This window comes from Mesorhizobium sp. P2_F8 (genome assembly GCF_056403655.1).
This window is the reverse complement of the sequence record NZ_JBFUFB010000004.1, coordinates 248,440-272,968: the sequence shown is the minus strand read 5'-3', so window position 1 is coordinate 272,968 and position 24,529 is coordinate 248,440. Positions and strand designations below refer to the sequence as shown.

At 64.3% G+C, this 24,529-nt stretch carries 20 protein-coding genes; 17 read left to right on the top strand and 3 right to left on the bottom strand.

Annotated features, from left to right (window positions below; translation table 11 throughout):
- The first annotated feature begins 3 nt into the window (after positions 1 to 3).
- From AC1DZP_RS12085 to coaA, 6 genes are read left to right on the top strand one after another with little or no spacing between them, the layout of a single operon-like run.
- Complete coding sequence (locus AC1DZP_RS12085; RefSeq protein WP_477302545.1) at positions 4 to 294, top strand: DUF1330 domain-containing protein; 291 nt, start codon at positions 4 to 6, stop codon at positions 292 to 294.
- Positions 295 to 297: 3 nt separating this feature from the next.
- The gene (gene hisA / locus AC1DZP_RS12080; RefSeq protein ID WP_477225084.1) at positions 298 to 1,047 is read left to right on the top strand and encodes a 1-(5-phosphoribosyl)-5-[(5-phosphoribosylamino)methylideneamino]imidazole-4-carboxamide isomerase; all 750 of its coding nucleotides are present in this window, start codon (positions 298 to 300) and stop codon (positions 1,045 to 1,047) included.
- Positions 1,044 to 1,880 (top strand): arginase family protein, encoded by an 837-nt coding sequence (locus tag AC1DZP_RS12075; RefSeq protein WP_477302543.1) that lies wholly within the window; start codon positions 1,044 to 1,046, stop codon positions 1,878 to 1,880. Before hisA ends, AC1DZP_RS12075 begins: the two co-directional genes overlap by 4 nt.
- The gene (gene hisF, locus AC1DZP_RS12070; RefSeq protein WP_477302541.1) at positions 1,880 to 2,671 is read left to right on the top strand and encodes an imidazole glycerol phosphate synthase subunit HisF; all 792 of its coding nucleotides are present in this window, start codon (positions 1,880 to 1,882) and stop codon (positions 2,669 to 2,671) included. Before AC1DZP_RS12075 ends, hisF begins: the two co-directional genes overlap by 1 nt.
- 33 nt (positions 2,672 to 2,704) lie before the next feature.
- Positions 2,705 to 3,028 (top strand): phosphoribosyl-ATP diphosphatase, encoded by a 324-nt coding sequence (locus AC1DZP_RS12065; protein WP_477225086.1) that lies wholly within the window; start codon positions 2,705 to 2,707, stop codon positions 3,026 to 3,028.
- 24 nt (positions 3,029 to 3,052) lie between these two features.
- The gene (gene coaA, locus AC1DZP_RS12060) at positions 3,053 to 4,012 is read left to right on the top strand and encodes a type I pantothenate kinase (RefSeq protein WP_095083214.1); all 960 of its coding nucleotides are present in this window, start codon (positions 3,053 to 3,055) and stop codon (positions 4,010 to 4,012) included.
- 36 nt (positions 4,013 to 4,048) lie between these two features.
- On the opposite strand, the gene AC1DZP_RS12055 is transcribed toward coaA, so the two are convergent.
- From AC1DZP_RS12055 to AC1DZP_RS12045, 3 genes are all read right to left on the bottom strand, one after another.
- A complete protein-coding gene (locus AC1DZP_RS12055; protein WP_477302539.1) occupies positions 4,049 to 4,702 on the bottom strand; it encodes an alpha-ketoglutarate-dependent dioxygenase AlkB family protein in 654 nt (217 codons plus the stop codon).
- A gap of 96 nt (positions 4,703 to 4,798) precedes the next feature.
- Positions 4,799 to 5,236 (bottom strand): alternative ribosome rescue aminoacyl-tRNA hydrolase ArfB, encoded by a 438-nt coding sequence (gene arfB, locus AC1DZP_RS12050; protein WP_477302537.1) that lies wholly within the window; start codon positions 5,234 to 5,236, stop codon positions 4,799 to 4,801.
- Positions 5,237 to 5,327: 91 nt separating this feature from the next.
- Complete coding sequence (locus AC1DZP_RS12045) at positions 5,328 to 6,938, bottom strand: phosphoenolpyruvate carboxykinase (protein WP_477302535.1); 1,611 nt, start codon at positions 6,936 to 6,938, stop codon at positions 5,328 to 5,330.
- A gap of 342 nt (positions 6,939 to 7,280) precedes the next feature.
- Here AC1DZP_RS12045 and AC1DZP_RS12040 point away from each other — a divergent pair, with 342 nt between their 5' ends.
- The 11 genes from AC1DZP_RS12040 (at position 7,281) to addA (ending at position 24,481) form a co-directional block, all read left to right on the top strand.
- Positions 7,281 to 7,982, top strand: a complete 702-nt coding sequence (locus tag AC1DZP_RS12040) for a response regulator transcription factor (protein WP_013528337.1) — start codon at positions 7,281 to 7,283, stop codon at positions 7,980 to 7,982.
- Between the two features lie 143 nt (positions 7,983 to 8,125).
- Complete coding sequence (locus AC1DZP_RS12035) at positions 8,126 to 9,910, top strand: stimulus-sensing domain-containing protein (RefSeq protein WP_477225088.1); 1,785 nt, start codon at positions 8,126 to 8,128, stop codon at positions 9,908 to 9,910.
- The gene (locus AC1DZP_RS12030) at positions 9,907 to 10,377 is read left to right on the top strand and encodes an HPr kinase/phosphorylase (protein ID WP_477302533.1); all 471 of its coding nucleotides are present in this window, start codon (positions 9,907 to 9,909) and stop codon (positions 10,375 to 10,377) included. The genes AC1DZP_RS12035 and AC1DZP_RS12030 overlap by 4 nt, the downstream gene beginning before the upstream one ends.
- A 164-nt stretch (positions 10,378 to 10,541) precedes the next feature.
- Positions 10,542 to 10,943, top strand: coding sequence for a PTS sugar transporter subunit IIA (locus AC1DZP_RS12025; RefSeq protein WP_056589309.1), 402 nt, complete (start codon positions 10,542 to 10,544; stop codon positions 10,941 to 10,943).
- Entirely contained in the window at positions 10,940 to 11,236 is a 297-nt protein-coding gene (locus tag AC1DZP_RS12020) for an HPr family phosphocarrier protein (RefSeq protein ID WP_095083198.1), read from the top strand. Before AC1DZP_RS12025 ends, AC1DZP_RS12020 begins: the two co-directional genes overlap by 4 nt.
- A 182-nt stretch (positions 11,237 to 11,418) precedes the next feature.
- Positions 11,419 to 12,819: an adenosylhomocysteinase gene (gene ahcY, locus AC1DZP_RS12015; protein WP_095083195.1), complete on the top strand. Its 1,401-nt coding sequence runs from the start codon at positions 11,419 to 11,421 to the stop codon at positions 12,817 to 12,819.
- 200 nt (positions 12,820 to 13,019) lie between these two features.
- Entirely contained in the window at positions 13,020 to 15,578 is a 2,559-nt protein-coding gene (locus AC1DZP_RS12010; RefSeq protein WP_477302531.1) for a sensor histidine kinase, read from the top strand.
- 8 nt (positions 15,579 to 15,586) lie between these two features.
- A complete protein-coding gene (gene tsaE / locus AC1DZP_RS12005) occupies positions 15,587 to 17,098 on the top strand; it encodes a tRNA (adenosine(37)-N6)-threonylcarbamoyltransferase complex ATPase subunit type 1 TsaE (protein ID WP_477302529.1) in 1,512 nt (503 codons plus the stop codon).
- Complete coding sequence (locus AC1DZP_RS12000; protein ID WP_477302527.1) at positions 17,095 to 17,823, top strand: nucleotidyltransferase family protein; 729 nt, start codon at positions 17,095 to 17,097, stop codon at positions 17,821 to 17,823. The genes tsaE and AC1DZP_RS12000 overlap by 4 nt, the downstream gene beginning before the upstream one ends.
- On the top strand, positions 17,820 to 20,954 hold the full coding sequence (gene addB, locus AC1DZP_RS11995) for a double-strand break repair protein AddB (RefSeq protein WP_477302525.1): 3,135 nt from the start codon (positions 17,820 to 17,822) through the stop codon (positions 20,952 to 20,954). The genes AC1DZP_RS12000 and addB overlap by 4 nt, the downstream gene beginning before the upstream one ends.
- Positions 20,951 to 24,481, top strand: a complete 3,531-nt coding sequence (gene addA, locus AC1DZP_RS11990) for a double-strand break repair helicase AddA (protein WP_477302523.1) — start codon at positions 20,951 to 20,953, stop codon at positions 24,479 to 24,481. Before addB ends, addA begins: the two co-directional genes overlap by 4 nt.
- The last annotated feature ends 48 nt before the right edge of the window (positions 24,482 to 24,529 follow it).

Genomic DNA, 24,529 nt, shown 5'->3' with positions numbered 1-24,529 from the left:
ATCATGAGCAAGAAGGGCTATTGGATGGCTATGATCGATGTCCGCGATACCGAAATGTACAAGCAGTACATCGAGGCGAATGCGGTGGCCTTTGCGAAATACGGCGCGAAATTCCCGGTGCGGGCCGGTCGCTACGAGAATCCCGAAGGACCGACCGGCAACCGTCATGTGCTGGTCGAGTTCGAATCCTACGACAAGGCGGCCGAATGCTATCATTCGCCGGAATATCAGCACGCCTCGAAGTTCCGGCTCGCCGCCTCGACCGGCCATTTCGTCATCGTTGAAGGCGCCTGAAAATTGATCCTGTTTCCAGCCATCGATCTCAAGGACGGCCAGTGCGTGCGCCTGAAGCACGGCGACATGGCGACCGCGACCATCTACAACGACGACCCGGCCGCCCAGGCAAAAGCCTTCGAGCAACAGGGCTTCGAATGGCTGCATGTCGTCGACCTCAATGGCGCCTTCAAGGGCCAGAGCGTCAACAGCGCGGCGGTCGGAGCCATCCTCAAGGCGACCAAGAACCCGGTCCAGCTCGGCGGTGGCATCCGCACGCTGGAGCAGATCGAAGACTGGCTCGACCGCGGGCTCGCCCGTGTCATCCTCGGCACGGTGGCGGTGCGCGATCCCGATCTGGTCAAGCAGGCCTGCAAGGCTTTTCCTGGCAAGGTGGCCGTCGGCATTGACGCCAAGGGCGGCAAGGTCGCCGTCGAGGGCTGGGCCGAGGCATCGAGCCTCGGTGTTATCGAACTGGCGAAGAAATTCGAAGGTGCCGGCGTTTCCGCCATCATCTACACCGACATCGACCGCGACGGCGTGCTGACCGGCATCAACTGGGATGCCACCATCGACCTCGCCGACGCCGTGTCCATTCCCGTCATTGCGTCCGGCGGCCTCGCCTCGATCGCCGACATCGTGCGTATGACCATGCCCGATGCGCAAAAGCTCGAAGGCGCGATCTCCGGCCGGGCGCTCTATGACGGCCGCATCGATCCGGCGGAGGCGCTGGCGATCCTGCAAGGCAGGCCGGCGGTGGAGACGCAGCGGTGAAGATCTCCATCATCCTGGCGTCCTATGACAGCGGCCACTATCATGGCGGCATGGGCCAGGGTCCCGATGCGTTGATATCCGGCGGGCTGGTCGAAGCCCTGACCATAGCCGGTCATCACGTTGTCGTCGAAGACATAGGCAGGGTAGGCGACGTCCAGGAGCGCGAAATCGCCACCGGCTTTGCCGTCTGCAACGCGGTAGCCGCCATGGTTCGCCTTGCTCGCGACAGCGGCCGCTTTCCCATCGTTCTCTCAGGAAATTGCCTGACCAGCGCCGGCGCGGTCGCTGGCGAAGGTGCCGATGCGATCGTCTGGGCCGACCAGCATGGCGATCTCAACACGCCCGAGACATCCGTCTATGGCTTTCTCGACGGCATGGCGCTGGCGACCGTGCTCGGCCTGTGCTGGCGCCCGATGGCGGCGGCCATTCCCGGCTTCCAGCCGATCGATCCGTCACGTTGCGTGCTCGTCAACGCACGCGATCTCGATCCGGCTGAAAAACAGCTTCTCAAGACATTGCCGATCCTTCGAACGGAATGTCCTGGAGTGGCCCAGGCGACCAAAGAGCTGAAGGCCGCCGGCGCCAAACGCATTCACATGCATCTCGATCTGGACGTGCACGATCCGGAGGAACTGCAGGCCAACCGTTACGTCAGTTCGGGCGGGCCGAACCCGGAACAGCTGCGCGGCGCGGCTTGCACCATGGCGCTAGCGGCGCCGGTCGTCGGCATCACCGTTTCCGCCTACGATCCGGCCTTCGACGCCAAGGGCGATGTTCCACCGCTGGTCGGCCAGCTGCTCAACGATCTCATCGCCACGATAGAGGGAAGGTGATGCTGAAAGCCCGTGTCATTCCGTGCCTCGACGTCAAGAACGGCCGTGTCGTCAAGGGCGTCAACTTCGTCGATCTCATCGACGCCGGCGATCCGGTCGAGGCGGCCAAGGCCYATGACGCGGCCGGCGCCGACGAGCTCTGCTTCCTCGACATAACGGCTTCATCGGACAATCGCGAGACCATCTTCGACGTCGTCGCCCGCACCGCCGAACAGTGCTTCATGCCGCTGACGGTCGGCGGTGGCGTGCGCCAGGTTGCCGACATCAGGAAGCTGCTTTTGGCCGGCGCCGACAAGGTGTCGATCAACACGGCGGCGGTGAAGAACCCGGATTTCGTCGCCGAAGCCGCCGACAAGTTCGGCAACCAGTGCATCGTCGTCGCAATCGACGCCAAGAAAGTGTCCGGCGCCGGCGAAGCCGACCGCTGGGAGATCTTCACCCATGGCGGGCGCGAGAAGACCGGCATCGACGCGGTCGAATTCGCTCGGCTGATGGTCGATCGCGGCGCCGGCGAAATCCTGCTGACCTCGATGGACCGGGATGGCACCAAGGCTGGCTACGACATCGCACTGACCCGCGCGATTGCGGATGCGGTGCGCGCGCCGGTCATCGCTTCCGGCGGGGTCGGCACGCTCGATCACATGGTCGAAGGCATCCGCGACGGTCATGCCGGCGCGGTGCTGGCCGCTTCGATCTTCCATTTCGGCACCTACACGATAGGGCAGGCCAAGGCGCATATGGCCCAGGCCGGGCTGCCGATGCGGCTGGACTCGCCCGCGGATCGGCCCTAGAGGCTTTCCGGCTAAGAAAAGGCTCTAGGCGCCATGACCGAGTTTTCGCTCTCCGATCTGGAAAAAATCGTCAGGGAACGCGCCCATTCCGGTGACCCAGAGTCTTGGACGGCAAAGCTGTTCGCACGCGGCATCGACAAGGCGGCGCAGAAGCTCGGCGAAGAGGCGGTCGAGACTGTGATTGCCGCCGTCAAGGGCGACAAACAGGCTCTCGTTTCGGAAAGTGCCGATCTTATATATCATTGGCTCGTCGTTCTCGGCATCTCAGGGGTTCCGTTGAGCGACGTGCTCAGGGAACTCGAAGACCGCACCGGTCGTTCGGGCATTGCCGAGAAGGCGTCACGGCCCAAGGGCTGACCGTGAGGGAGGGCAGGTATCTCGATGGATCAGCTCGCGCCGACCGAGAAATATTCTCCCTTTCGTTTCTTCTCCGCCGAGCAATGGTCGCAATTCCGCGCCGACACGCCGCTGACGCTGAGCGAGGATGAATTCCGCCGCCTGCGTTCGCTCAACGACCCGGTCGACCTCGAAGAGGTCAAGCGCATCTATCTGTCGCTGTCGCGGCTCTTATCGGCGCATGTCGAAGCGAGCCAGCTGCTGTTCAGGCAACGCCAGGCCTTCTTCAACGCGGTCGACGTGGAAAAAACGCCGTTCATAATCGGCATTGCCGGCTCCGTCGCGGTCGGCAAATCGACCACCGCGCGCGTGTTGAAGGAGCTGCTGGCGCGCTGGCCGTCGAGCCCCAAGGTCGATCTCATCACCACCGACGGCTTCCTGCTGCCCAACGAGGTGCTGCGCCGCGAAAATTTGATGGAGCGCAAGGGTTTTCCCGACAGCTACGATGTCGGCGCGCTGCTGCGCTTCCTGTCCGGCATCAAGTCGGCGCAGCGCAATGTCCGCGCGCCGGTCTATTCGCACCTGACCTATGACGTCATTCCCGGCGAGTTCGTCACCATCGACCGCCCAGACATCCTGATCTTCGAAGGCATCAATGTCCTGCAGCCCGGCAAGCTGCCGCAGGACGGCAAGATCGTGCCCTTCCTGTCGGACTTCTTTGACTTCGCCATCTATATCGATGCCGACGAGAAGCTGATCCATCAATGGTACACCGCCCGTTTCATGCGGTTGCGCGAGACCGCCTTCCGCAATCCGGATTCCTTTTTTCACCGCTATTCGCAGCTCTCGGAGGATTCGGCCCGCGCCATCGCCGAAGGCCTTTGGACCAACATCAATCTGAAAAATTTGCGTGAGAACATCCTGCCGACGCGGGCTCGCGCCGACCTCATCCTGCGCAAGGGCGCCGATCACCTGATCGAGGAAGTGGCGCTCAGGAAGCTGTGACGACGTCCGCCCGGCGCGTCAATTTCTTGGAATTGCCTATTGGCCTTCTCCCGGGACGTCGCTCGTCGCGGCGGCGGTTGGCTTCGTCACCCGCCGCAGCGTCAGATTGATGCGGCCGCCATTCTTCAGCAGTGCCGAGGTCGAGGAGTAGATGCGGTCGACGCCGTGAAAGCTGAGGCGTCCTTCGCCGCCGAGCACCACGACGTCGCCGCTTTTCAACCTGAACGACTTCGTCCCGCCCTCACGCGTCGTCTGGCCGACCCTGAACAGGCAATCGTCGCCCAGCGAAACGGAAACCACCGGTGCCGAAAAATCGGCCTCGTCGCGGTCCTGATGCAGGCCCATTTTGGCCTCCGGGGTATAGAAATTGACCAGGCACGCTTCCGGCGGATGTGGGTAGCCTGACACCTGCCGCCACAGCTCGAGCAGCCCGCCCGGAATTGGCGGCCATGGCAATCCGGTCACCGGATGCGTCGGCTGGTAGCGATAGCCATGCTCCTTGTCAGTGACCCAACCGAGCGGACCGCAATTGGTCATCCGCACGCTCATCTCCTTGCCGGTGCGTGGCATCGCCGGCACGAACAGCGGCGCCTGCTGCACGATGCCTCTCACCGCCTCGACCAGCGTTTCCTGCACGGTGCGAGACAGATAGGCCGGCATGTGGCGGACGCCTTTGGGCAGGACAAGCATGAGGCTGTTCAATCACATTGGTCGCGCGAAAACATGATGCCATGGAGGGTCACCGGCAGCGACCCGAAAACCGCATCTCCAGAAGCTTCCGAAGGCTTAGTCGTCACCGACCCGGCCGCGTAGCTTCTTGATCGTGCCGCGTCCGGCCTTGCTCTTCAGCCGCCGCTCCACCGCGCCCTTCGACGGCCGCGTCTTCTTGCGTGGCGGCGGTGGCGGCTCGGCTGCCTTGGCGACCAGCGCCGTGAGCCTTGCCCGTGCGTCCGCCCGGTTCTGTTCCTGCGTGCGGAAGCGGCTTGCCTCGATGACGATGACGCCGTCCTTGGTGGCACGCTGGCCGGCAAGCTTGATCGTCCGCTCGCGCACGCGCTCCGAAAGGCCGGCTGCGTTGGCCGCGTCGAAGCGCAGTTGTACTGCCGTCGCCACCTTGTTGACGTTCTGGCCGCCCGGACCGGACGAGCGGATGAAGTCCTCGTGCAGGTCGCCCGGGTGGATCACCGCATCGTCGCCAATGATGATGTCGTCGTCGCTCGCCATGCCGCAGTCATGGCGCGGTGGATCGAAAAAGAAAAGGCCCGATCGAAACCGGGCCTTTCAACGACAGGCTGAGTTCAGCCCAATGACGTGATTACTCCGCCGCTTCCTGCATGCGTGGCGCGGCACCCAGCACTACGGCGTCGACATGGCTTTCGAATTTCTCGAAGTTGACGGCGAACATGCCGACCAGCCTTGTCGCCTGCCGGTCGTAACCCGCCTTGTCGGCCCAGGTCGACCGCGGGTCGAGAATGGCGCTGTCGACGCCGCGAACCGCCACCGGCACCTCGAAACCGAAATGAGGGTCGGTGCGGAACTCGGCCGCCTTCAGCGAGCCGTCGAGTGCCGCCGCAAGCAATGCCCGCGTTGCCTTGATCGGCATCCGCTTGCCGGTACCGTAGGCGCCGCCGGTCCAGCCGGTGTTGACCAGCCAGCAGTCGGCGTCGTGGTGGGCGATCAGTTCGCGCAGCAAATTGCCGTATTCCGAGGGATGGCGCGGCATGAACGGCGCGCCGAAGCAGGTCGAAAACGTCGCTTCGGGTTCGGTCACGCCCTTTTCGGTTCCGGCCACCTTGGCGGTGTAGCCGGACAGAAAATGATACATCGCCTGCGCCGGGGTCAGCCGCGCGATCGGCGGCATCACGCCGAAGGCATCGGCGGTTAGCATGATGATGTTCTTCGGATGATTGGCGCGTCCCGTCTTGCTGGCATTGGGGATGAAATCCAGCGGATAGGCGCAACGCGTGTTTTCGGTGAGCCTTCCATCGTTGAAATCCGGCACGCCGTCGGCGTCGAGCACGACATTTTCCAGCACTGTGCCGAAGCGCTGCGTGGTGGCGAAGATTTCCGGCTCGGCTTCCGCCGACAGCTTGATCGTCTTGGCGTAGCAGCCGCCTTCGAAATTGAAGATGCCGTGCGGTCCCCAGCCATGCTCGTCGTCGCCGATCAGCGTGCGCGACGGATCGGCCGACAGCGTCGTCTTGCCGGTTCCCGACAGGCCGAAGAAGACGGCGGCGTCGCCGCTCGCACCCTCGTTGGCCGAGCAATGCATCGGCATCACGCCCTTCGCCGGCAACAGATAGTTGAGCATGGTGAACACCGACTTCTTCATCTCGCCGGCATAGGAGGTGCCGCCGATCAGCACGATCTTGCGCGTCAGGTCGACAGCGATCACCGTTTCGGTACGGCTGCCGTGGCGGGCAGGATCGGCACGGAACGACGGCAGGTCGATGATCGTCATCTCGGGCACGAAATGCTCGAGCTCGGCGGCGTCCGGGCGGATGAGCAGATTGCGGATGAACAGCGAGTGCCAGGCGAGTTCGGTAACCACCCTGGTCGGCAGCTTCAGCCCTGCGTCGGCGCCGCCGACCAGATCCTGCACATAGAGATCCTTGTCCGCGGCATGCGCGCGGAAATCGGCAAGCAGAAGGTCGAACTGGGCCGGCGAGATCGCCTTGTTGTTGTCCCACCAGATATGCGGCTCGGTTGCGCTGTCGCGCACGACGAATTTGTCCTTGGGCGAGCGACCGGTGTGCTGGCCGGTCTCGGCGACCAGTGCGCCATGTGCGGTGAGCCGGGCTTCGCCGCGCCGGATCGATTCCTCGTAAAGGGCTGCCGCGCCGAAATTATAGCGCACCACGCCGGTGGTCTTCAGGCCGATATGATCGATCGCACAGGCAGAATTGCGTTTTCCGACTTCCGACATCAAGTGTCCCTCTTCGTTTTCCGCGTCTTTGCCGGCGTATATTCCGGCATGCCCACAAGCAGGCTGAGATCGTCAGAACCAGAAAAGCCAAATGATATCAAATCATTAATCGATTTAAAAATTTTGAAAGTTGTTTAAATCGTTTATATGTGCGAAAACTTTGGTGATTGCCCAAAGGATTGGCAGTGTTCGTTCGTCCAATCCATATCGGGGTAGGATTGTGGCCGCCGGCAAGCCGCGCGTGACAGCGGATAAGGCCTATGCCACATTTTGTACCTAATTTGTCCTGCAAAAGCCCCTTCTCTACGAAAGAAGGGACAGCTCATGAGGGAGCCGCTTGAAATGGCAACAATCGCGCTTGTCGATGACGACCGCAACATTCTGACATCGGTGTCGATCGCCCTCGAATCCGAGGGGTACCGCGTCGAGACCTACACGGATGGTGCGTCTGCGCTGGAAGGGCTGGCGGCACGCCCGCCGAACCTTGCCATCCTCGACATCAAGATGCCGCGCATGGATGGCATGGAACTGCTGCGCCGGATGCGCCAGAAGTCCGACCTTCCGGTGATATTCCTGACCTCAAAGGACGACGAGATCGACGAATTGTTCGGCCTCAAGATGGGCGCCGACGATTTCATCCGCAAACCGTTCTCGCAACGTCTGCTGGTCGAGCGGGTGCGCGCCGTGCTGCGCCGTGCCAGTGCCCGCGAGGCTGCGGCAAAGACGCCCAGTCAGCAGGCTCGGTCGCTCGAGCGCGGCCAGCTGGTCATGGACCAGGAGCGCCACACCTGCACCTGGAAGGGCGAGCCGGTGACGTTGACCGTCACCGAGTTCCTGATCCTGCACTCGCTGGCGCAGCGCCCCGGCGTCGTAAAAAGCCGTGATGCGCTGATGGATTCGGCCTATGATGAACAGGTCTATGTCGACGACCGGACCATCGACAGCCACATCAAGCGGCTGCGCAAGAAGTTCAAGGCCGTCGACGACGACTTCGAGATGATCGAGACCCTTTACGGAGTCGGATACCGGTTCCGCGAAGCGTAAGTCGATCCATGTCGCCCAAAGTGATCCCGGTTTTGGGATAACGACATGCGTCAAAGCAAGGTAATGCATGTCGCCCAAAAGTGGGCCCGGTTTTGGGACAACGACATGCATCAAGGCAAAGACTAGGCGGGAGCTGCTATTCGATGGCAGTGGAAGCACAGCGAGCAAGACCGGCGGGCGCTGCGAGGCGGCCGTCGCGTATCATGCCGTCATTCCTGTCGAAAATCACGGTGCCGATGCGCCGCTTCCTCGGCCATCATATCTTTTCCAGCCTGACGCGGCGTATCCTCTTCCTCAACCTCGCCGGCCTGGCCGTCCTTGTCACCGGCATCCTCTATCTCAACACCTTCCGTGACGGGCTGATCGACGCCCGGGTCGAGAGCCTGATGACCCAGGGCGAGATCATCGCCGGTGCCATCGCCGCGTCGGCGACGGTCGAGACGGATTCGATCAGCATCGACCCGGAAAAGCTGCTTGAGCTGCAGGCCGGGGAAAGCCTCGGGCCGGGCTCCGACCAGCTCGACAATCTCGACTTCCCGATCAACCCGGAACGTGTCGCGCCGGTGCTGAGAAGGCTGATCTCGCCGACCCGGACGCGCGCCCGCATCTATGACCGCGACGCCAATCTGCTGCTCGATTCGCGCCATCTCTATTCGCGCGGCCAGATCCTGCGCTACGACCTACCGCCGGTCGAAGAGGAAGAGCCCGATCTGGTCGAGCGCATCCAGAAATTCGTCTTCGATTTCTTCCGCAACACCGAGCTGCCGGTCTATCACGAGCAGCCGGGCGGCAATGGCGCCGCTTTCCCGGAAGTGGTCAAGGCGCTCACCGGCAGCCCGTCGACCATCGTGCGCGTCTCGGAACAGGGCGAGCAGATCGTTTCGGTGGCGGTGCCGATCCAGCGCTTCCGCGCCGTTCTCGGCGTGCTGATGCTGTCGACCGAAGGCGGCGACATCGACAAGATCGTCGCCGCCGAGCGCAAAGCGATCCTGCGCGTGTTCGGCATCGCGGCGCTTGTCACCGCCATCCTGTCGATGCTGCTCGCTTCCACCATCGCCAATCCGCTGCGCCGGCTGTCGGCGGCGGCCGTGCGGGTGCGGCGCGGCGTCAAGAGCCGCGAGGAAATCCCGGACTTTTCCGACCGCCAGGATGAGATCGGCAATCTGTCGATCGCCATACGCGACATGACCAACGCGCTCTACGCCCGCATCGAGGCGATCGAAAGCTTTGCCGCTGACGTGTCGCACGAATTGAAGAACCCGCTGACCTCGCTGCGCAGCGCGGTGGAAACCTTGCCGCTGGCCAAGAACGACAATTCGCGCAGCCGGCTGATGGACATTATCCAGCACGATGTTAGGCGTCTGGACCGGCTGATCACCGATATTTCCGACGCCTCCCGTCTTGATGCCGAACTGGCGCGTGAAGATGCAGGGACGGTCGACCTGAAGAAATTCATCACCGATCTCGTTGCCGTTTCGCGTGAAGCCACGCGCAACAAGAAGGCCGTCGAGATCGAGTTCAAGGTCGCCAAGCTGCCGCAGGGCGTCAAAGGCTATGTGGTCGTCGGTCATGATCTGCGCATCGGCCAGGTCATCACCAACCTGATCGAGAACGCCCGCTCCTTCGTTCCCGAGGACCATGGCCACATCAGCCTGTCGCTGGCTCGCGCCGGCAAATTCAACATCGTCACAGTCGACGACAATGGTCCCGGCATTCGCGCCGACAACATCGACCGCATCTTCGAACGCTTCTACACCGACCGGCCCGCAGGCGAGGCGTTCGGCCAGAATTCGGGTCTTGGCCTGTCGATATCCAGGCAGATCGTCGAGGCCCATGGCGGCACTCTGACCGCCGAAAATATCCCCGGCACCAAGCCCGGCGAAATCAAGGGCGCACGCTTCGTCGTGACACTGCCGGCAGAAGCATGAAGATCGTGACTGATCCAGTTGCGCATCCAGAAAACATTCACGGGACCGCGATCCTGATCGGCGATCGCGGCGTCCTTATCACCGGGCCGTCCGGCGCCGGCAAGACGACGCTGGCGCTGACGCTCCTGGATCATTGCCGCGCGCGCGGGCTGTTCTCGCGGCTGATTGGCGACGACAGGCTGCTTGCCGCAGCCCGCGCCGGGCGGCTGGTCTGTAGCGTGCCGGCGACCATCGCCGGTCTCGCCGAAGTACCTGGGTTCATGCCGTGCCCGCTGCCGTTCGAGCTGGGCGGAGTGATCGACCTGCATGTGAGGCTGGTGCCAAAGGCAGACATGGCCTGTTTCCAGGAGGAAATAAGCGAGCCGGTCGCAGGCTGCCCGGTGCCGCGTATCGATCTTGCCGAGCGCAACGCCGCCACTGCCCTGCCCGCCGTGATGGCGCGGCTGTCGATCGCGCCTTTTCTATGATCCGCTTGGGATTTCTTGCTGCAATGCGTCAAAATGGCATGGGCGGGCGCAATTTGGGGCTTGTCAACCGGCCGCGCGTCGACAAGATAGCGCTCCCGCCGCCTGGAATGGCTGGCGAGCATAATATGCGCCTGTGAAGCGGCGATGACGGGAGCCACCAAAGAATGATCGGACTCGTGCTTGTAACGCACGGTCAACTGGCCGCCGAGTTCCGACATGCCGTGGAACATGTCGTCGGGCCACAAGACAATTTCGAAACCGTGGCGATCGGCGCCGATGACGATATGGAGCAGCGTCGTCGCGACATCGTCGACGCCGTCGCCCGTGTCGACACCGGAACGGGCGTCATCGTGCTGACCGACATGTTCGGCGGCACCCCCTCCAACCTTGCCATTTCGGTGATGGAGTCCGGCCGCACCGAGGTGATAGCCGGCATGAACCTGCCGATGCTGATCAAGCTCTCCTCGATCCGCAAGGGCGACAACATGGCGGCCGCACTTGATGAGGCGCAGGCGGCCGGCCGCAAATACATCAACGTCGCCAGCCAGCTTTTGAGCAGCAAATGAACGCGCTGTCCCCGGAAGAAGATCAGATCGTCCGGGACTTTCCCATCATCAACCAGCGCGGCCTGCACGCGCGCGCCTCGGCGAAATTCGTCCAACTGGCGAGCGGCTTCGACGCTTCGGTGCATGTCGAGAAGGATGGCGTCAAGGTCGGCGGCACCTCGATCATGGGCCTGATGATGCTGGCGGCAAGCCCGGGCTACTCGATCCGTGTCACCGCCAGCGGGCCGCAGGCGCTGCAGGTCATCGACGCGCTGGAGCAATTGGTGGCGTCCCGCTTCGGCGAGGAAAGCTGATCCTCTACATCGCCAAAGCATGTCCGATGGACATGCAGGGATAAAGATTTCTTTATATCCCATTGTCGTCCGAGCGCCGATCTGCTAGTCAGACCGGGAATTCGCGCCCTTCGACGCGCCGACCGGCGTGGGCGCATCCGCAACCAATTCGCAGCAAGAACAATTCGCATCGGAGCACTGCCATGACGGGTAGCAAGGACTATGTGGTCGCCGACATCTCGCTTGCCGGCTGGGGCCGCAAGGAAATCGAGATCGCCGAAACCGAAATGCCGGGCCTGATGGCCAGCCGCGAGGAATTCGGCGACAAGAAGCCGCTCAAGGGCGCGCGGATCACCGGCTCGCTGCACATGACCATCCAGACGGCGGTGCTTATCGAGACGCTGAAGGCGCTCGGCGCCGATATCCGCTGGGCTTCCTGCAACATCTTCTCGACCCAGGACCATGCGGCCGCGGCCATCGCCGAGGCGGGTATCCCGGTGTTCGCCGTCAAGGGCGAGTCGCTCGAGGAATATTGGGACTACACCGACAAGATCTTCCAGTGGGCCGATGGCGGCACCTCGAACATGATCCTCGATGATGGCGGCGACGCCACCATGTACATCCTGATTGGCGCCCGCGCCGAGGCCGGCGAGGACGTGCTGTCCAACCCGCAGAGCGAGGAAGAGGAATACTTCTACGCCCAGGTCAAGAAGCGCCTGAAGGCTTCGCCCGGCTTCTTCACCAAGCAGAAGGCAGCGATCCGCGGCGTCACCGAAGAGACGACCACCGGCGTCAACCGGCTTTACCAGTTGCAGAAGAAGGGCCTGCTGCCCTTCCCCGCCATAAACGTCAACGACTCGGTTACCAAGTCGAAGTTCGACAACAAATATGGCTGCAAGGAATCGCTGGTCGACGGCATCCGTCGTGGCACCGACACCATGATGGCCGGCAAGGTCGCGGTCGTCTGCGGCTACGGCGACGTCGGCAAGGGCTCGTCGGCCTCGCTCAAGGGCGCCGGCGCCCGCGTCAAGGTCACCGAGGTCGACCCGATCTGCGCGCTGCAGGCGGCGATGGACGGTTTTGAAGTCGTCACGCTGGAAGATGCGGCACCCACCGCCGACATCGTCATCACCACCACCGGCAACAAGGACGTCGTCACCCTCGACCACATGCGCTCGATGAAGGACATGGTCATTGTCGGCAACATCGGTCACTTCGACAACGAGATCCAGGTGGCCGCGCTGCGCAACCTCAAATGGACCAACGTCAAGCCGCAGGTCGACATGATCACCTTCCCCGACGGCAAGCGGATGATCCTGCTGTCGGAAGGCCGGCTGCTCAATCTCGGCAACGCCACCGGTCATCCGAGCTTCGTCATGTCGGCCTCGTTCACCAACCAGGTGCTGGCCCAGATCGAGCTCTACACCAAGCCCGGCCAGTACGCGAACCAGGTCTATGTCCTGCCCAAGCATCTCGATGAAAAGGTCGCGCGCTTGCATCTCGACAAGCTTGGCGCCCGCCTGACCGAGTTGTCCGGTGAGCAGGCCGCCTATATCGGCGTGACTCAGCAGGGACCGTTCAAGCCGGAACACTACCGCTATTAACCAAAGCTAAAATTGCTACCAGATATTGATGCCGGGCGATTGACTTTTCGCCCGGCTTTATTTTTGCGCGCCGCCAGCCTTCACGGCGATTCGGCGAGGGTTTATTGTCAGGTGATTCGCGACGCTTCCGGCCCGAGAGGGGATCAAGAGAGGCGCGCATCAGGGCGGTCTTGCATTCAGGCGGCGGAGAGGACCAAGACATGCCGGGGCAACACCCGCACAGAGCGGGACGGGCCGTTTCCGGCGGCCAAGACGATTCGGGGGTTACTGGCTCCGCCTTGCAAGGCGGAAGCCTGTCATGGCGTGCTCGCGCGGCACTGTTCCTCGCCACGTCCGCTTTTGCCTGCCCCTTGGCCAATGTGGTTGCGCATGCCGAAGCCGCCGGCGTGACCACGGCCGGGATGTCGATCAGCGCGATCGAGGTCATGCAGCTTGCGGTGTTTGTCGGCGTGACCGGCGCGGCACTTCTGTCGGCCATCGTTCTCATCCGCGAAAGAGCCCGCACCTCGGCGGACAATGTCGAACTCAGGAGCCGCCTCGCCGACATCAACGCGGCCCTGCGGCGCTCGGAGGCGCTGCTCAATCTGCGCGACCAGCGCCTGGTCGTCTGGGCCGCGGAAAACAAGAAGCCCGAACTCATCGGCACATTGCCCGTGGAAAGCGGTGCCCCCGAGGACCGAGCCGCTTTCCTTGCTTTCGGCCGCTGGCTGATGCCGCGTTCGGCGGCGGCGCTCGAACATGCCGTCGCGGGATTGCGCGAGAAGGCGAAACACTTCGACCTCGTCATCGAATCGCAGGCCGGCGCACCGCTCGAAGTGCATGGCCGCAAGAGCGCCGCCCATGTGCTGGTGCGTTTCGTCTCGCTCTCGGAGACGCAGCGCAGCCAGGCCAGGCTGAAGATCGAGAACCAGCGGCTGGCGGCCGACCATGACACGATGATCGGCCTGCTCGACGCGCTGAACATGCCGGCATGGCTTCGCAGCGAGGACGGGCGGCTGAAGTGGGTCAACCGGGCCTATGCCGATGCGGTCGAAGCCGAAAGCGCCGAAGCCGCGGTTCGCGAGGCAAAGGAGTTCCTCGGCGGCCAGGCACGCGATGCGATTGCCGCCCAGCACAAGACGCATCCGGTCTTCGAGCAGTCGCTTTCCACCGTGATCGAAGGCGACCGCCGTATGTTTGCGGTCACCGACTTTGCCGGTGCGGATGGCTCGGCCGGCCTTGCCTGCGACACCAGCGCCATCGAGACCGTTCGCAGCGAGTACGAACGGACCGTCAGGAGCCACGCCGACACGCTCGATCAGCTCAACACGGCGGTCGCCATTTTCGACACCGACGAGAAGTTGCGGTTCTTCAACCAGGCTTTCCAGAAGCTGTGGGGGCTCGACAGCGGCTTCCTGCACAGCGCTCCCGACAATGCCCTGCTGCTCGACCGGCTGCGCAGCTCGGGCAAGATCGCCGAACAGCCGGAATGGCGGCGCTGGAAGGAAGGCCTGCTCGGCGCTTACCGAGCCGTCGAATCGCAGGAACATTGGTGGCATCTGCCGGACGGCAAGACCATCCGCGTCGTCGCCAACCCGCAGCCCAAGGGCGGCGTGACCTGGGTGTTCGAGAACCTGACCGAGAAGATGGACCTCGAAAGCCGCTACCAGACAGCGGTGCGGGTGCAGGGCGAGACGCTCGACAATCTTGCCGAAGGCGTGGCGGTGTTCGGCCCCGATGGCAGGCTTCGTCTGTCGAACCCTGCCTTTGCCAAGCTCTGGGGCCTGAGCGGCGATGCGGCCAAGCCCAATGTGCACGTGTCCACGATCCGCGACCTTTGCGACCGGCAGGCGGCGGCGGACAGTCCCTGGCCGGGTTTCGTTGCCGCCATCACCGGGTTCGACGACGAGCGCCGTGACCGTCACGGCCAGACTGAGCTCAACAATGGCAATGTGCTGAGCTATGCCATGATCCCGCTGCCCAACGGGCAAGTGATGATGACCTTCGTCGACGTCACCGACAGCGTCAACGTCGAGCGGGCGCTGAAGGACAAGAACGAGGCGCTGCAGAAATCCGATCAGCTCAAGAACGAATTCGTCCAGCACGTCTCCTATGAATTGCGCTCGCCGCTGACCAACATCATCGGCTTCACCGAACTTCTGTCGCTGCCGGCGACCGGTCCGCTGACGCAAAAGCAGCGCGAATATGTCGAGCATGTCGGATCGTCCTCCTCGGTCCTGCTCACCATCGTCAACGACATCCTCGACCTGGCGACGGTCGACGCCGGCATCATGCAGCTCGACATTTCAGAGGTGCATGTCGATCGTACCATCGCGGCCGCGGCCGAACTGGTGGCCGACCGGCTGGAAGAGCATTCGATCAGGCTCGAGGTTGACGCCACTGCTGCGCCGAAGACGTTCCACGGCGACGAGATCCGCGTCCGCCAGATCCTCTACAATCTGCTCAGCAACGCCGCCAACTATGCGCCGGAAGCCAGCACCATCCGGCTAACCTGCCGCCATCTGTCGGACGGGGTGGAATTCTCGGTTCATGACGACGGCCCCGGCATGCCGCCGGATCTGCTCGATTCGGTGTTCCGCCGTTTTGAGCCGCGTGCCAATGGCGGCCGCCGGCGCGGTGCCGGTCTCGGCCTGTCGATCGTCAAGAGCTTTGTCGAGCTGCATGGCGGCAGCGTTCGCATCGAAACCGGCAAGGACAAGGGCACGACCGTCATCTGCACCTTTCCCGACATGCCGGGCATCCGCGCCGCGGCCGAGTAGCGCGCTCGATGACGGGATTGGTGCTGGAGCGTTTACTCGCCGATGAGACGCAGACAGCGTTGCTGGGCGAGGATCTGGCCTTGTCATTGCGTCCGGGGGACGTCCTGGCGCTCAAGGGCGACCTCGGCGCCGGCAAGTCCACCTTGGCGCGGGCATTGATCAGGGCTTTGGCCGACGATGCCGGTCTCGATGTTCCAAGCCCGACCTTCACGTTGGTGCAGAGCTACGACACCCGCGTCCCGGTCCATCATTTCGATCTCTATCGCCTGTCCTCGGCGGCTGAGATTGACGAACTTGGTTTTGACGAAGCCCTGGCGCAAGGCGCAGCCTTGGTCGAATGGCCGGAACGAGCCGATGGCTACCTGCCGAAAACCTCGGTTCTGATCGAACTCGTCCAGCATGGCGAGGGACGGCTGGCCCGGCTGTCGGGCGAGGGCGCCACCTTCGACCGCGTGGCGCGATCGCTGGCCATGCGCGACTTTCTCCAAACTGCCGGCTGGGGCCACGCAAGGCGCCGCCATTTCATCGGCGATGCCTCGGCCCGCTCCTACGAGATTGTCTCGCTTGCCGGCCGAAAGCCGCAGGTATTGATGAACTCGCCGCGGCTGGTTCTCGGGCCGCCGGTCCGCAACGGCAAGCCCTATGCCGAGATCGCTCACACCGCGCAGTCGGTCTCCGCCTTCGTCGCCATCGACCGGGCTTTGAAGGCGGGTGGGGTGAGCGTTCCGGAAATCCATGCCGAGGACCAGAATCAGGGGTTCCTGCTGCTCGAGCATCTTGGTTCGGAAGGATTTCTCAACGGCGATGGCCAGCCGGTGGCCGAGCGTTATGCGGCGGCGGCCGAACTGCTGGCCATGATGCATGGCAGGAGTTGGCCGCAGCGCCTGGCAACGGGGCAGGGCGGCTTCCACGACGTGCCGCCTTTCGACCGTGATGCGATGATGGTCGAGGCCGATCTGCTGGTCGACTGGTACGTGCCGGCCATATCAGGCAGCCCGGCCAGCGATGCCTTGCGTGCCGGTTACCACCAGCAATGGAACGCGCTCCTCGACCGGCTGCAAGGCCGCGAAACCACTTTGATGCTGCGTGATTTCCATTCGCCCAACATCATCTGGCGCGGCGACCGCGCCAAGCATGATCGGCTGGGCATCGTCGATTTCCAGGACGCATTGATCGGTCCGTGTGCCTATGACGTTGCCTCGCTAGCCATGGACGCGCGTGTTACGATGTCGCCCGAGATCGAGAAAGGGACGCTCGACGCCTATCTCGCGGCGCGCCACGAAGCCGGCACTTTCGACGAAGTAAGCTTCGTGGAATCCTACGCGATCATGGCGGCGCAGCGAAACTCCAAGATCCTCGGCATCTTCGTCCGCCTCGAAAAGCGCGACGGCAAGCCCTATTATCTGAAGCACCTGCCGCGCATCCGCGATTATCTGCGTCGGGCCCTGTCCCATCCGGCGCTGGCCAGCCTGCGGGAGTTCTACAACGCCAACGGCTTGCTGGAGGAGCGGGCACTGTGACAGCAAAACCGGACACAGCCATCGTGCTCGCCGCCGGGCTTGGCAAGCGCATGCGGCCGATCACCGACACCATTCCCAAGCCGCTGGTCAAGATCGCCGGCAAGACCTTGATCGACTGGGGGCTCGACAGCCTCGCCGCCGCCGGTGTCGGCAAGGCCGTCGTCAACGTCCATTATCTTCCCGAACAGATCATTGCCCATGTCGCGGCTCGCCGCAGGCCAAAAATCATCATCTCCGATGAGAGCGACAAGCTGCTCGATTCCGCCGGCGGCATCGTCAAGGCGCTGCCCGAGCTGGGCGGAAAACCATTCTACATCCTCAACGCCGATACCTTCTGGATCGACCAGGGTCCTCTCAATCTCGGCCGTCTTGCCCTTGCGTGGGACGCGGCGAAAATGGATATTCTGCTGATGCTGGCGGATCTCCATCAGGCGACCGGACACTGCGGCAGCACCGATTTCCTGGTGGCGCCGGATGGTGGCTTGCGGCGATCAAAAGGTGATCCGGCCGGACTGATCTATGCCGGAGCGGCGATCGTGCATCCGCGCCTGTTCGAGGATGCGCAGCCCGGGCCGCACTCGCTCAACGCCTATTTCGACACCGCCATTGCTGCCGGCCGGCTGTTCGGCATGCCGATGCAGGGTCATTGGATCACCGTCGGCACGCCCGATGCCATTCCGCTCGCCGAAGCGGCCGTGGCTGGCGCGCTAGCCGAGTTGAAATGAGCGGCTCAAGCCGCGTTTTCTCAATTCCCTCCGGAGCGCCGTTCCTGCCGACGCTTGCCGAGGCGCTGCTAGCCGGGCGCCTTGTTCCGGGGTTCCGGTTTGACGGCGACCCGCTCGCGTTGGCCGACGTCACCATCTATGTGCCGACGCGGCGCGCGGCGCGCGCCTTGCGGGGTGTTTTCGTCGACAGCCTGGCGGCACGCGGCGGCGGCGGGTCGGCGATCCTGCCGGTCATCCGTCCGCTCGGCGAGTTCGATGAGGATGAGGCTGCATTCGAAACCGAGGCGTCCGCCGCCATCGACCTCGCGCCGCCGATTGCGGCAAGCGAACGCCTGTTGCTGCTGGCGCCGCTGGTCCGCGCCTGGAAACGCCGGCTGCCGGCGCATGTCGCGGCGCTCTTCGCCGAGGAGATCGTCATCCCTGCCTCTACCGCCGACGCGATCTGGCTGTCGCGCGATCTCGCCCGGCTGATGGACGAAGTCGAGACGGAAGGCACGGATTGGGCCAAGCTCACCGGCCTGGTGACCGGCAACCTTGCCGGATGGTGGCAGGTGACGCTTGAATTTCTCGGCATCGTCACCGATGCGTGGCCGAAATTCCTTGAAGAACGCGATCGCTCCAACCCGGCCGCACATCGCAGCGCGCTGATCCGCGCTGAAGCCGCACGGCTGCAGCGCAATCCGCCAGCCGGGCCGGTCATCGCTGCGGGCTCGACCGGCTCGATACCGGCCACGGCCGAGTTGCTTGCCGCGATTGCCCGCTTGCCCGGTGGCGCCATCGTGTTGCCCGGTCTCGACCGGACGCTGGACGAAGCGTCGTTCCAGGCAATCGCGGCGCCCGGCGCGCGTCCGGCCGTGCTCGGCCACCCGCAATACGGTCTCGCCAGGCTGATCGGCAAGATCGGCGTGCTGCGCGGCGATGTCGAGGAGATCGGCACGGCCGAGCCGCGGCTTGCGCTCCGCGCCGCCCTGGTCGGCGAAGCGCTGCGGCCGGCCGAAACCACCGAATTGTGGGCCGAGACGCGCAACGGCTTTTCAGCCTCCGACATTGCCGGGGCCTTTGCCGGCGTGACGCTGCTCGAAGCCGCCAGCGAACGCGATGAAGCGGTCGCGATCGCCGTCGCGCTCAAGCGCGCTGTCGAGGAGCGGGGCCAACGGGCGGCTCTCGTGACCGGCGACCGCGCGCTGGCCCGGCGCGTCTCGGTCGAGCTCCTGCGGTTCGGCGTCGTCGCCGACGATTCCGGCGGCACCCCGCTCGCCAACACCCCGGCGGCCAGCCTGCTCGGGCTGGCGCTCGAGGCGGTGTTTCGGCCAGGCGATCCCATAGGCCTGCTGTCGCTGCTCAAGCATCCGCTGCTTGGGCTTGGCCTCGAACGGGCCGATATGCGCCACGCAGCAGAACTGGTCGAACTGGTGGCACTGCGCGGCGGCACTGGCCGCCCCGACATCGTTTCGCTACCGGAACTGTTCGAAACCCGTCTCACCGGCCTTGGCGGCGGCAACCGGCAACCCTTCTGGTTTTCCCGTCTCACCCTGCGTTCCATCGAAGCCGCGAAGAATTTGCTCGAACGTCTCACACAGGCGCTGGCGCCGCTCGCGGCGTTTCGCGGCCAGGCGGACGCCGGCCTTGGCGCGCTGGTCGGAGCAAGCATCATGGCGTTCGAAAATCTCGGCCGCACCGCCGATGGCGGCCTTGGCTTGCTCTATGCGGGTGACGCCGGCGAGAAGCTTGCCGAATTGCTGCGTGGGCTGGTCGCGGCTTCCGCGCCGCTCTCATTCGCCGCGGACGAGTGGCCCGACGTGATGGCGGCGCTGATCGCGCCTGAAACGGTCAAGCCGGCACAGGGAACCGACAGGAACATCGCCATCTGGGGCGCGCTGGAAGCGCGCTTGCAGGATGTAGACACGCTGGTCATCGGCGGGCTCAACGAGGGCGTGTGGCCGCGCAAGCCCGAGAGCGACCGCTTCATGTCGCGGCTAATGAAGACCGGCATCGATCTCGAACCACCCGAACGGCGCATCGGCCTTGCCGCGCATGATTTCCAGATGGCCTTGGGCGCGAAGAAGGCGGTGCTGGCCCGCTCGGCGCGTGCCGGCGACGCGCCTGCCGTGCCGTCGCGGTGGCTGCAGCGCCTGCTCACATTCATAGGCAACGACCAGGCGGTTGAATTGCGCCGGCGCGGCGAAGAATTGCTCGCCTGGGCACGCGCGCTCGACACCGGCTCAAGGCAGGATTTCGCGCCACGGCCGCAGCCGACACCGCCTTTGTCTGTTCGCCCGAGCCATTTCTCGGTCACCGAGATCGAGACCCTGCGCCGTGATCCCTACGCCGTCTATGCACGAAAAATTCTCGGCCTGATGCCGCTCGATCCGGTCATTCGCGATCCCGGTGCGGCCGAGCGCGGCACGCTGTTTCACGCCATCCTGCATCTGTTCTCGGCGCGCGTTGCCGATCCGCGCGCAGCCGACGCGCTCGCTGGCCTCATCGCTGCCGGCCGCGCCTGCTTTGCCGAAGCCGCACTTCCCGCCGATGTCGAGGCGGTGTGGTGGCCGCGTTTCGAAAAACTCGCCGCCAACATCATCGAGTGGGAGCGCACGCGCGCCGACGCGGTGATACGGCGGCATGCCGAGGAACGCGCCGGAAAGACCGTCGTCGGCCAGTCCGGCGTGACGCTGTCCGGCTATGCCGACCGCGTGGACCTGCTGGCCGGCGGCATGGCCGACATACTGGATTACAAGACAGGCTCCTCGCCATCCAAGGCGCAGGCGCACACCCTGCTTGCGCCGCAACTGGCGCTGGAGGGCGCGCTGCTCAGGCGCGGCGCCTTCAAGGATCTGGGCACGCGCGAACCTTCGCAACTGGCGTTCGTGCGGCTGAAGCCGAATGGCGAGGTGTTCGAGGAATCGATCCTCGAACACAATCGCCAGCCGCGCACCGCCACCGATCTCGCCGAAGAAGCCTGGGCGCGGCTGGAAAAGCTCCTGATCCACTATGCCGACCCGGCGACCGGCTATCTGTCGCGCGCGCTGCCGTTTCGCGAAGGCGAGACCGATGGCGATTACGACCATCTTGCCCGCGTGCTCGAATGGTCGGCCGGCGGCGATGCCGGCGACGAGGGAGGGGAGGCATGAAGAAGGCCTATCCCATCCCCAGCGACACCGCGACCAGCCAGGCCCGCGCCGCCGACCCCCAGAATTCCGCCTGGGTGTCGGCCAATGCAGGCTCCGGCAAGACCCATGTGCTGGCCCAGCGCGTCATCCGGCTGCTGCTGCGCGGCACCGATCCGTCGAAGATCCTGTGCCTGACCTATACACGCGCCGCCGCCGCCAACATGTCGAACCGGGTGTTTTCGACGCTGTCGGAGTGGACGGCACTCGGCGACGCGGAATTGGCGGCAAGGATCGAAACGTTGGAAGGTCGCCGGCCCGATCTTGAGACCATGCGCCGGGCACGGCGCCTGTTTGCCGAGGCGCTCGAAACGCCCGGCGGGTTGAAGATCCAGACCATCCATGCCTTCTGCGAATCGGTGCTTCATCAGTTCCCGCTGGAGGCCAACATCCCGGCGCATTTCGAGATGCTCGATCCGCCGATGGAGGCATCGCTGTTCGCCACCGCGCGCCGCGACATGATTTCCGGAACGGCCGCCGGCGACATGGACCTGGCCGAGGCGTTTGCCACCATTCTCGATCGTGGCGGCGAAGCCGGACTCGATGCCTTGCTGGGCGAGATCGTGCGCAAGCGCGACGGCTTGCGCAATTTCATCGACATGATTGGGCGCGATGGCACGCGTTTCCAGGCGCTATTCGATGAATTCCATTTCCGCCCCGGCCAGACCGCCGAAGGCATAGCGGCATCGGTCTGGCCGTTGCCGGGTTTCCTGCCCGACTATTTTGCCGGCTTCACTCAGGCCGCGGATGCCACCGATGCCAGGACGGTGTTGAACAACATCCTGCCCTATGCGCGTCAGGCTTTCACTGAGGCCGACCCTGTTCGCCGTCTGCAACAGCTTGCGAGAGCCTTTCTCAAGACCGATGGCAGCGCCTACGATCCGGCCAATGCCTTCAAGAAAGCCCTGGTCGACCGGCTGCCGGATCTGGCGGAACGCTATCTCTCGACGGCCAATGCCATCGTCGAAACGGTCGACAGGCTGGCGCTGTTCCGGATGCTGGAAGGCACGCGCGCCGCGCTGACCATCGCCGACTGGCTGATCGCCCGCTACGAGGTGTTGAAGCGCAGCCGCGGCTTTCTCGACTTCAACGACCTGATCACCCGCACGGTCAATCTTCTGTCGCGGCCCGATGCCGGCCCCTGGGTGCAGTACAAGCTCGACCAGGGCATCGACCACATCCTGCTCGACGAGGCGCAGGACACCAGCCCGGATCAATGGGAAGTGGTGAAGCGGCTGGCGGAAGAGTTCTTTGCCGGCTTCGGTGCCCGCGACAGGGTCCATCGCACGGTCTTTGCCGTCGGTGACGAAAAGCAGTCGATCTATTCCTTTCAGGGCGCCGCCCCGGACTCCTTCGCCGACAGCCGGCTGTTGTTTGCGGGACGGGTGCGTGATGCCGAGGCGTCCTTCGCCGACCTCAAGCTGACCTGGTCGTTCCGCTCGACCGACGATGTTCTGACCGCGGTCGATCGCGTCTTTGCCGATCCTGTCGTGCGGCGCGGCATCAGCCATGATCCTGATCCGCTGCGCCACCAGGCGATCCGCACCGATGCGCCGGGCTATGTCGAGGTCTGGCCGTCGGTCGGTGCCGACGTCGTCGACGAGCCCGACGACTGGACCCAAGCCATCGACCATGCGCATGCGCCGGCGGTGCGCGTTGCCGAGCATGTCGCCGCGACCATTGCCGGCTGGATCGGCGCCGGCGAGATCATCGAAGGCCGTGGCAAGCGGCTGCGGCCGGGCGACGTGCTGGTGCTGGTGCGCAAGCGCGATCGCTTCGTCCACGCGTTGACCCGGGCGCTCAAACGCCGCGACATTCCGGTCGCCGGCGCCGACCGGCTGAGCCTGCCCGGACACATTGCGGTCAAGGACCTGATCGCGCTCGGCCATCTCCTCATCCAGCCGCAGGACGATCTGTCGCTCGCCGCCGTTCTGCGCAGCCCGATCTTCGATCTGCCGGAGGAGGGGCTTTTTGCGCTTGCGGCGGAGAGGCCGACCGGCCTGTCGCTGTTTGCATCACTGCGCGCCCATGCCGGCGAGAGCGAGGCTTTGGCGGCGGTCGTCACCCAGCTCGACATCTGGACGGACGAGGCCGCCTTCAAGCCGGTGTTCGAGTTTTACGCCGGCCTGCTGGCGCGCGACTGCGTGGGCAGAAGCGACGGCGTGCGCAAGAGGATGATCGCGCGGCTCGGGCCTGAGGCCGGCGACATTCTCGACGAGTTCCTGAGCTTCTGCCTTGCCGAGGAACGAACCGGCCTGCCGGGGCTGGAAGCCTTCCTGTCGACGCTGGAGAATGCCGGTCCCGAGATCAAGCGCGAGATGGACCAGACCCGCGACGAGGTTCGCGTCATGACCGTGCACGCGGCCAAGGGCCTGGAGGCGCCGGTCGTGTTCCTGGTCGATGGCGGTTCGGCGCCGTTCAGCGACCAGCATCTGCCGCGCCTGATGCCCTTCGAAGGCTCGGGCTGGGACGGCAAGGGCTATCTCTGGCGCTCGGCCAGCGACGTCGCCAATGGGTTTTCCAAGGCTGCGGCGGTGCGGGCACGGGAACTCGCCGACGACGAATACCGCCGGCTGCTCTATGTCGGCATGACCCGCGCCGAGGACCGGCTGATCGTCTGCGGCTATCACGGCAAGCGGGCGCCGAACACCGGCACCTGGCATTCGATCGTAAGCCGAGCGTTGATCGGCGCGCCTGAGAGCGTGGAGCGCCCGCACCCCGCCGGCGGCGATCCGGTGCATCGTTTTCACGTCACCAACCTGCCGCCCGTCGCACCGGTTTCCAGCGAGCAGGCGCGGCAGGCGCACAGTTTCGGGCCACTGCCGACGACCCTGTTCCGGCCCTTGCCGCCTTTCGAGGATTTGCCGCGTCCGCTGTCGCCATCCGGCGCCTCGGCGCTGATCGACGAAGGCAAGGAAGCGGTGGTCGACAAGGCTTCGCCGGTGCTCGATGCAGATGCCGAGCCAGGCTTTGCCGTGGTGCGCGGGCTCGCTTTGCACAAATTGCTGCAGATGTTGCCGTGCATTGCCGAGGCCGAACGCGAGGGCGCGGCGCAACGCTATCTCGCGCGAACTGGTGCGGACTGGTCTCAATCAGAGCGTGAAAAAGCTCTGGCATCGGTCACGGCGATCCTTGCCGATCCCGGCTTCGGTCCGCTGTTTGCGTCGGCGTCGCGTGCCGAGGTCGCGATCATGGGCAGCCTGGAGGTCAAGGGCAAGAAGCGCTCGATTTCCGGCAAGATCGACCGGCTGGCGGTGACGCCGGACGCGGTCTCTATCGTCGACTACAAGACCAACCGGCCGGCACCCGCCTCCCTGGCCGAGGTCCCGCAGGCTTACGTCCTGCAACTCGCGCTCTATCGCGCCCTGCTGCAGCCGCTTTATCCCGGACGCGCGGTCAAGGCGGCCTTGCTGTTCACCGAAGCGCCGCGGCTGATCGAACTGCCGGCCGGTGCCATGGATGACGCCCTTGCTCGACTCACAGGAGCGTGACACAACACCTGCTTGAAGAAGGGCGCGATCACCACCACATTTGGTGCG

Excerpts from the sequence above, each read along its gene's own strand:
- AC1DZP_RS12020 (WP_095083198.1), top strand. The coding sequence starts at position 10,940 with ATGAACGCGCTGTCCCCGGAAGAAGATCAGATCGTCCGGGACTTTCCC.
- AC1DZP_RS12045 (WP_477302535.1), bottom strand. The coding sequence starts at position 6,938 with ATGTCGGAAGTCGGAAAACGCAATTCTGCCTGTGCGATCGATCATATC.
- addB (WP_477302525.1), top strand. The coding sequence starts at position 17,820 with ATGAGCGGCTCAAGCCGCGTTTTCTCAATTCCCTCCGGAGCGCCGTTC.
- AC1DZP_RS12055 (WP_477302539.1), bottom strand. The coding sequence starts at position 4,702 with ATGCTTGTCCTGCCCAAAGGCGTCCGCCACATGCCGGCCTATCTGTCT.
- addA (WP_477302523.1), top strand. The coding sequence starts at position 20,951 with ATGAAGAAGGCCTATCCCATCCCCAGCGACACCGCGACCAGCCAGGCC.
- AC1DZP_RS12065 (WP_477225086.1), top strand. The coding sequence starts at position 2,705 with ATGACCGAGTTTTCGCTCTCCGATCTGGAAAAAATCGTCAGGGAACGC.
- AC1DZP_RS12035 (WP_477225088.1), top strand. The coding sequence starts at position 8,126 with ATGGCAGTGGAAGCACAGCGAGCAAGACCGGCGGGCGCTGCGAGGCGG.
- coaA (WP_095083214.1), top strand. The coding sequence starts at position 3,053 with ATGGATCAGCTCGCGCCGACCGAGAAATATTCTCCCTTTCGTTTCTTC.
- arfB (WP_477302537.1), bottom strand. The coding sequence starts at position 5,236 with ATGGCGAGCGACGACGACATCATCATTGGCGACGATGCGGTGATCCAC.
- ahcY (WP_095083195.1), top strand. The coding sequence starts at position 11,419 with ATGACGGGTAGCAAGGACTATGTGGTCGCCGACATCTCGCTTGCCGGC.
- AC1DZP_RS12010 (WP_477302531.1), top strand. The coding sequence starts at position 13,020 with ATGCCGGGGCAACACCCGCACAGAGCGGGACGGGCCGTTTCCGGCGGC.
- AC1DZP_RS12085 (WP_477302545.1), top strand. The coding sequence starts at position 4 with ATGAGCAAGAAGGGCTATTGGATGGCTATGATCGATGTCCGCGATACC.
- AC1DZP_RS12025 (WP_056589309.1), top strand. The coding sequence starts at position 10,542 with ATGATCGGACTCGTGCTTGTAACGCACGGTCAACTGGCCGCCGAGTTC.
- AC1DZP_RS12030 (WP_477302533.1), top strand. The coding sequence starts at position 9,907 with ATGAAGATCGTGACTGATCCAGTTGCGCATCCAGAAAACATTCACGGG.
- AC1DZP_RS12040 (WP_013528337.1), top strand. The coding sequence starts at position 7,281 with ATGGCAACAATCGCGCTTGTCGATGACGACCGCAACATTCTGACATCG.
- tsaE (WP_477302529.1), top strand. The coding sequence starts at position 15,587 with ATGACGGGATTGGTGCTGGAGCGTTTACTCGCCGATGAGACGCAGACA.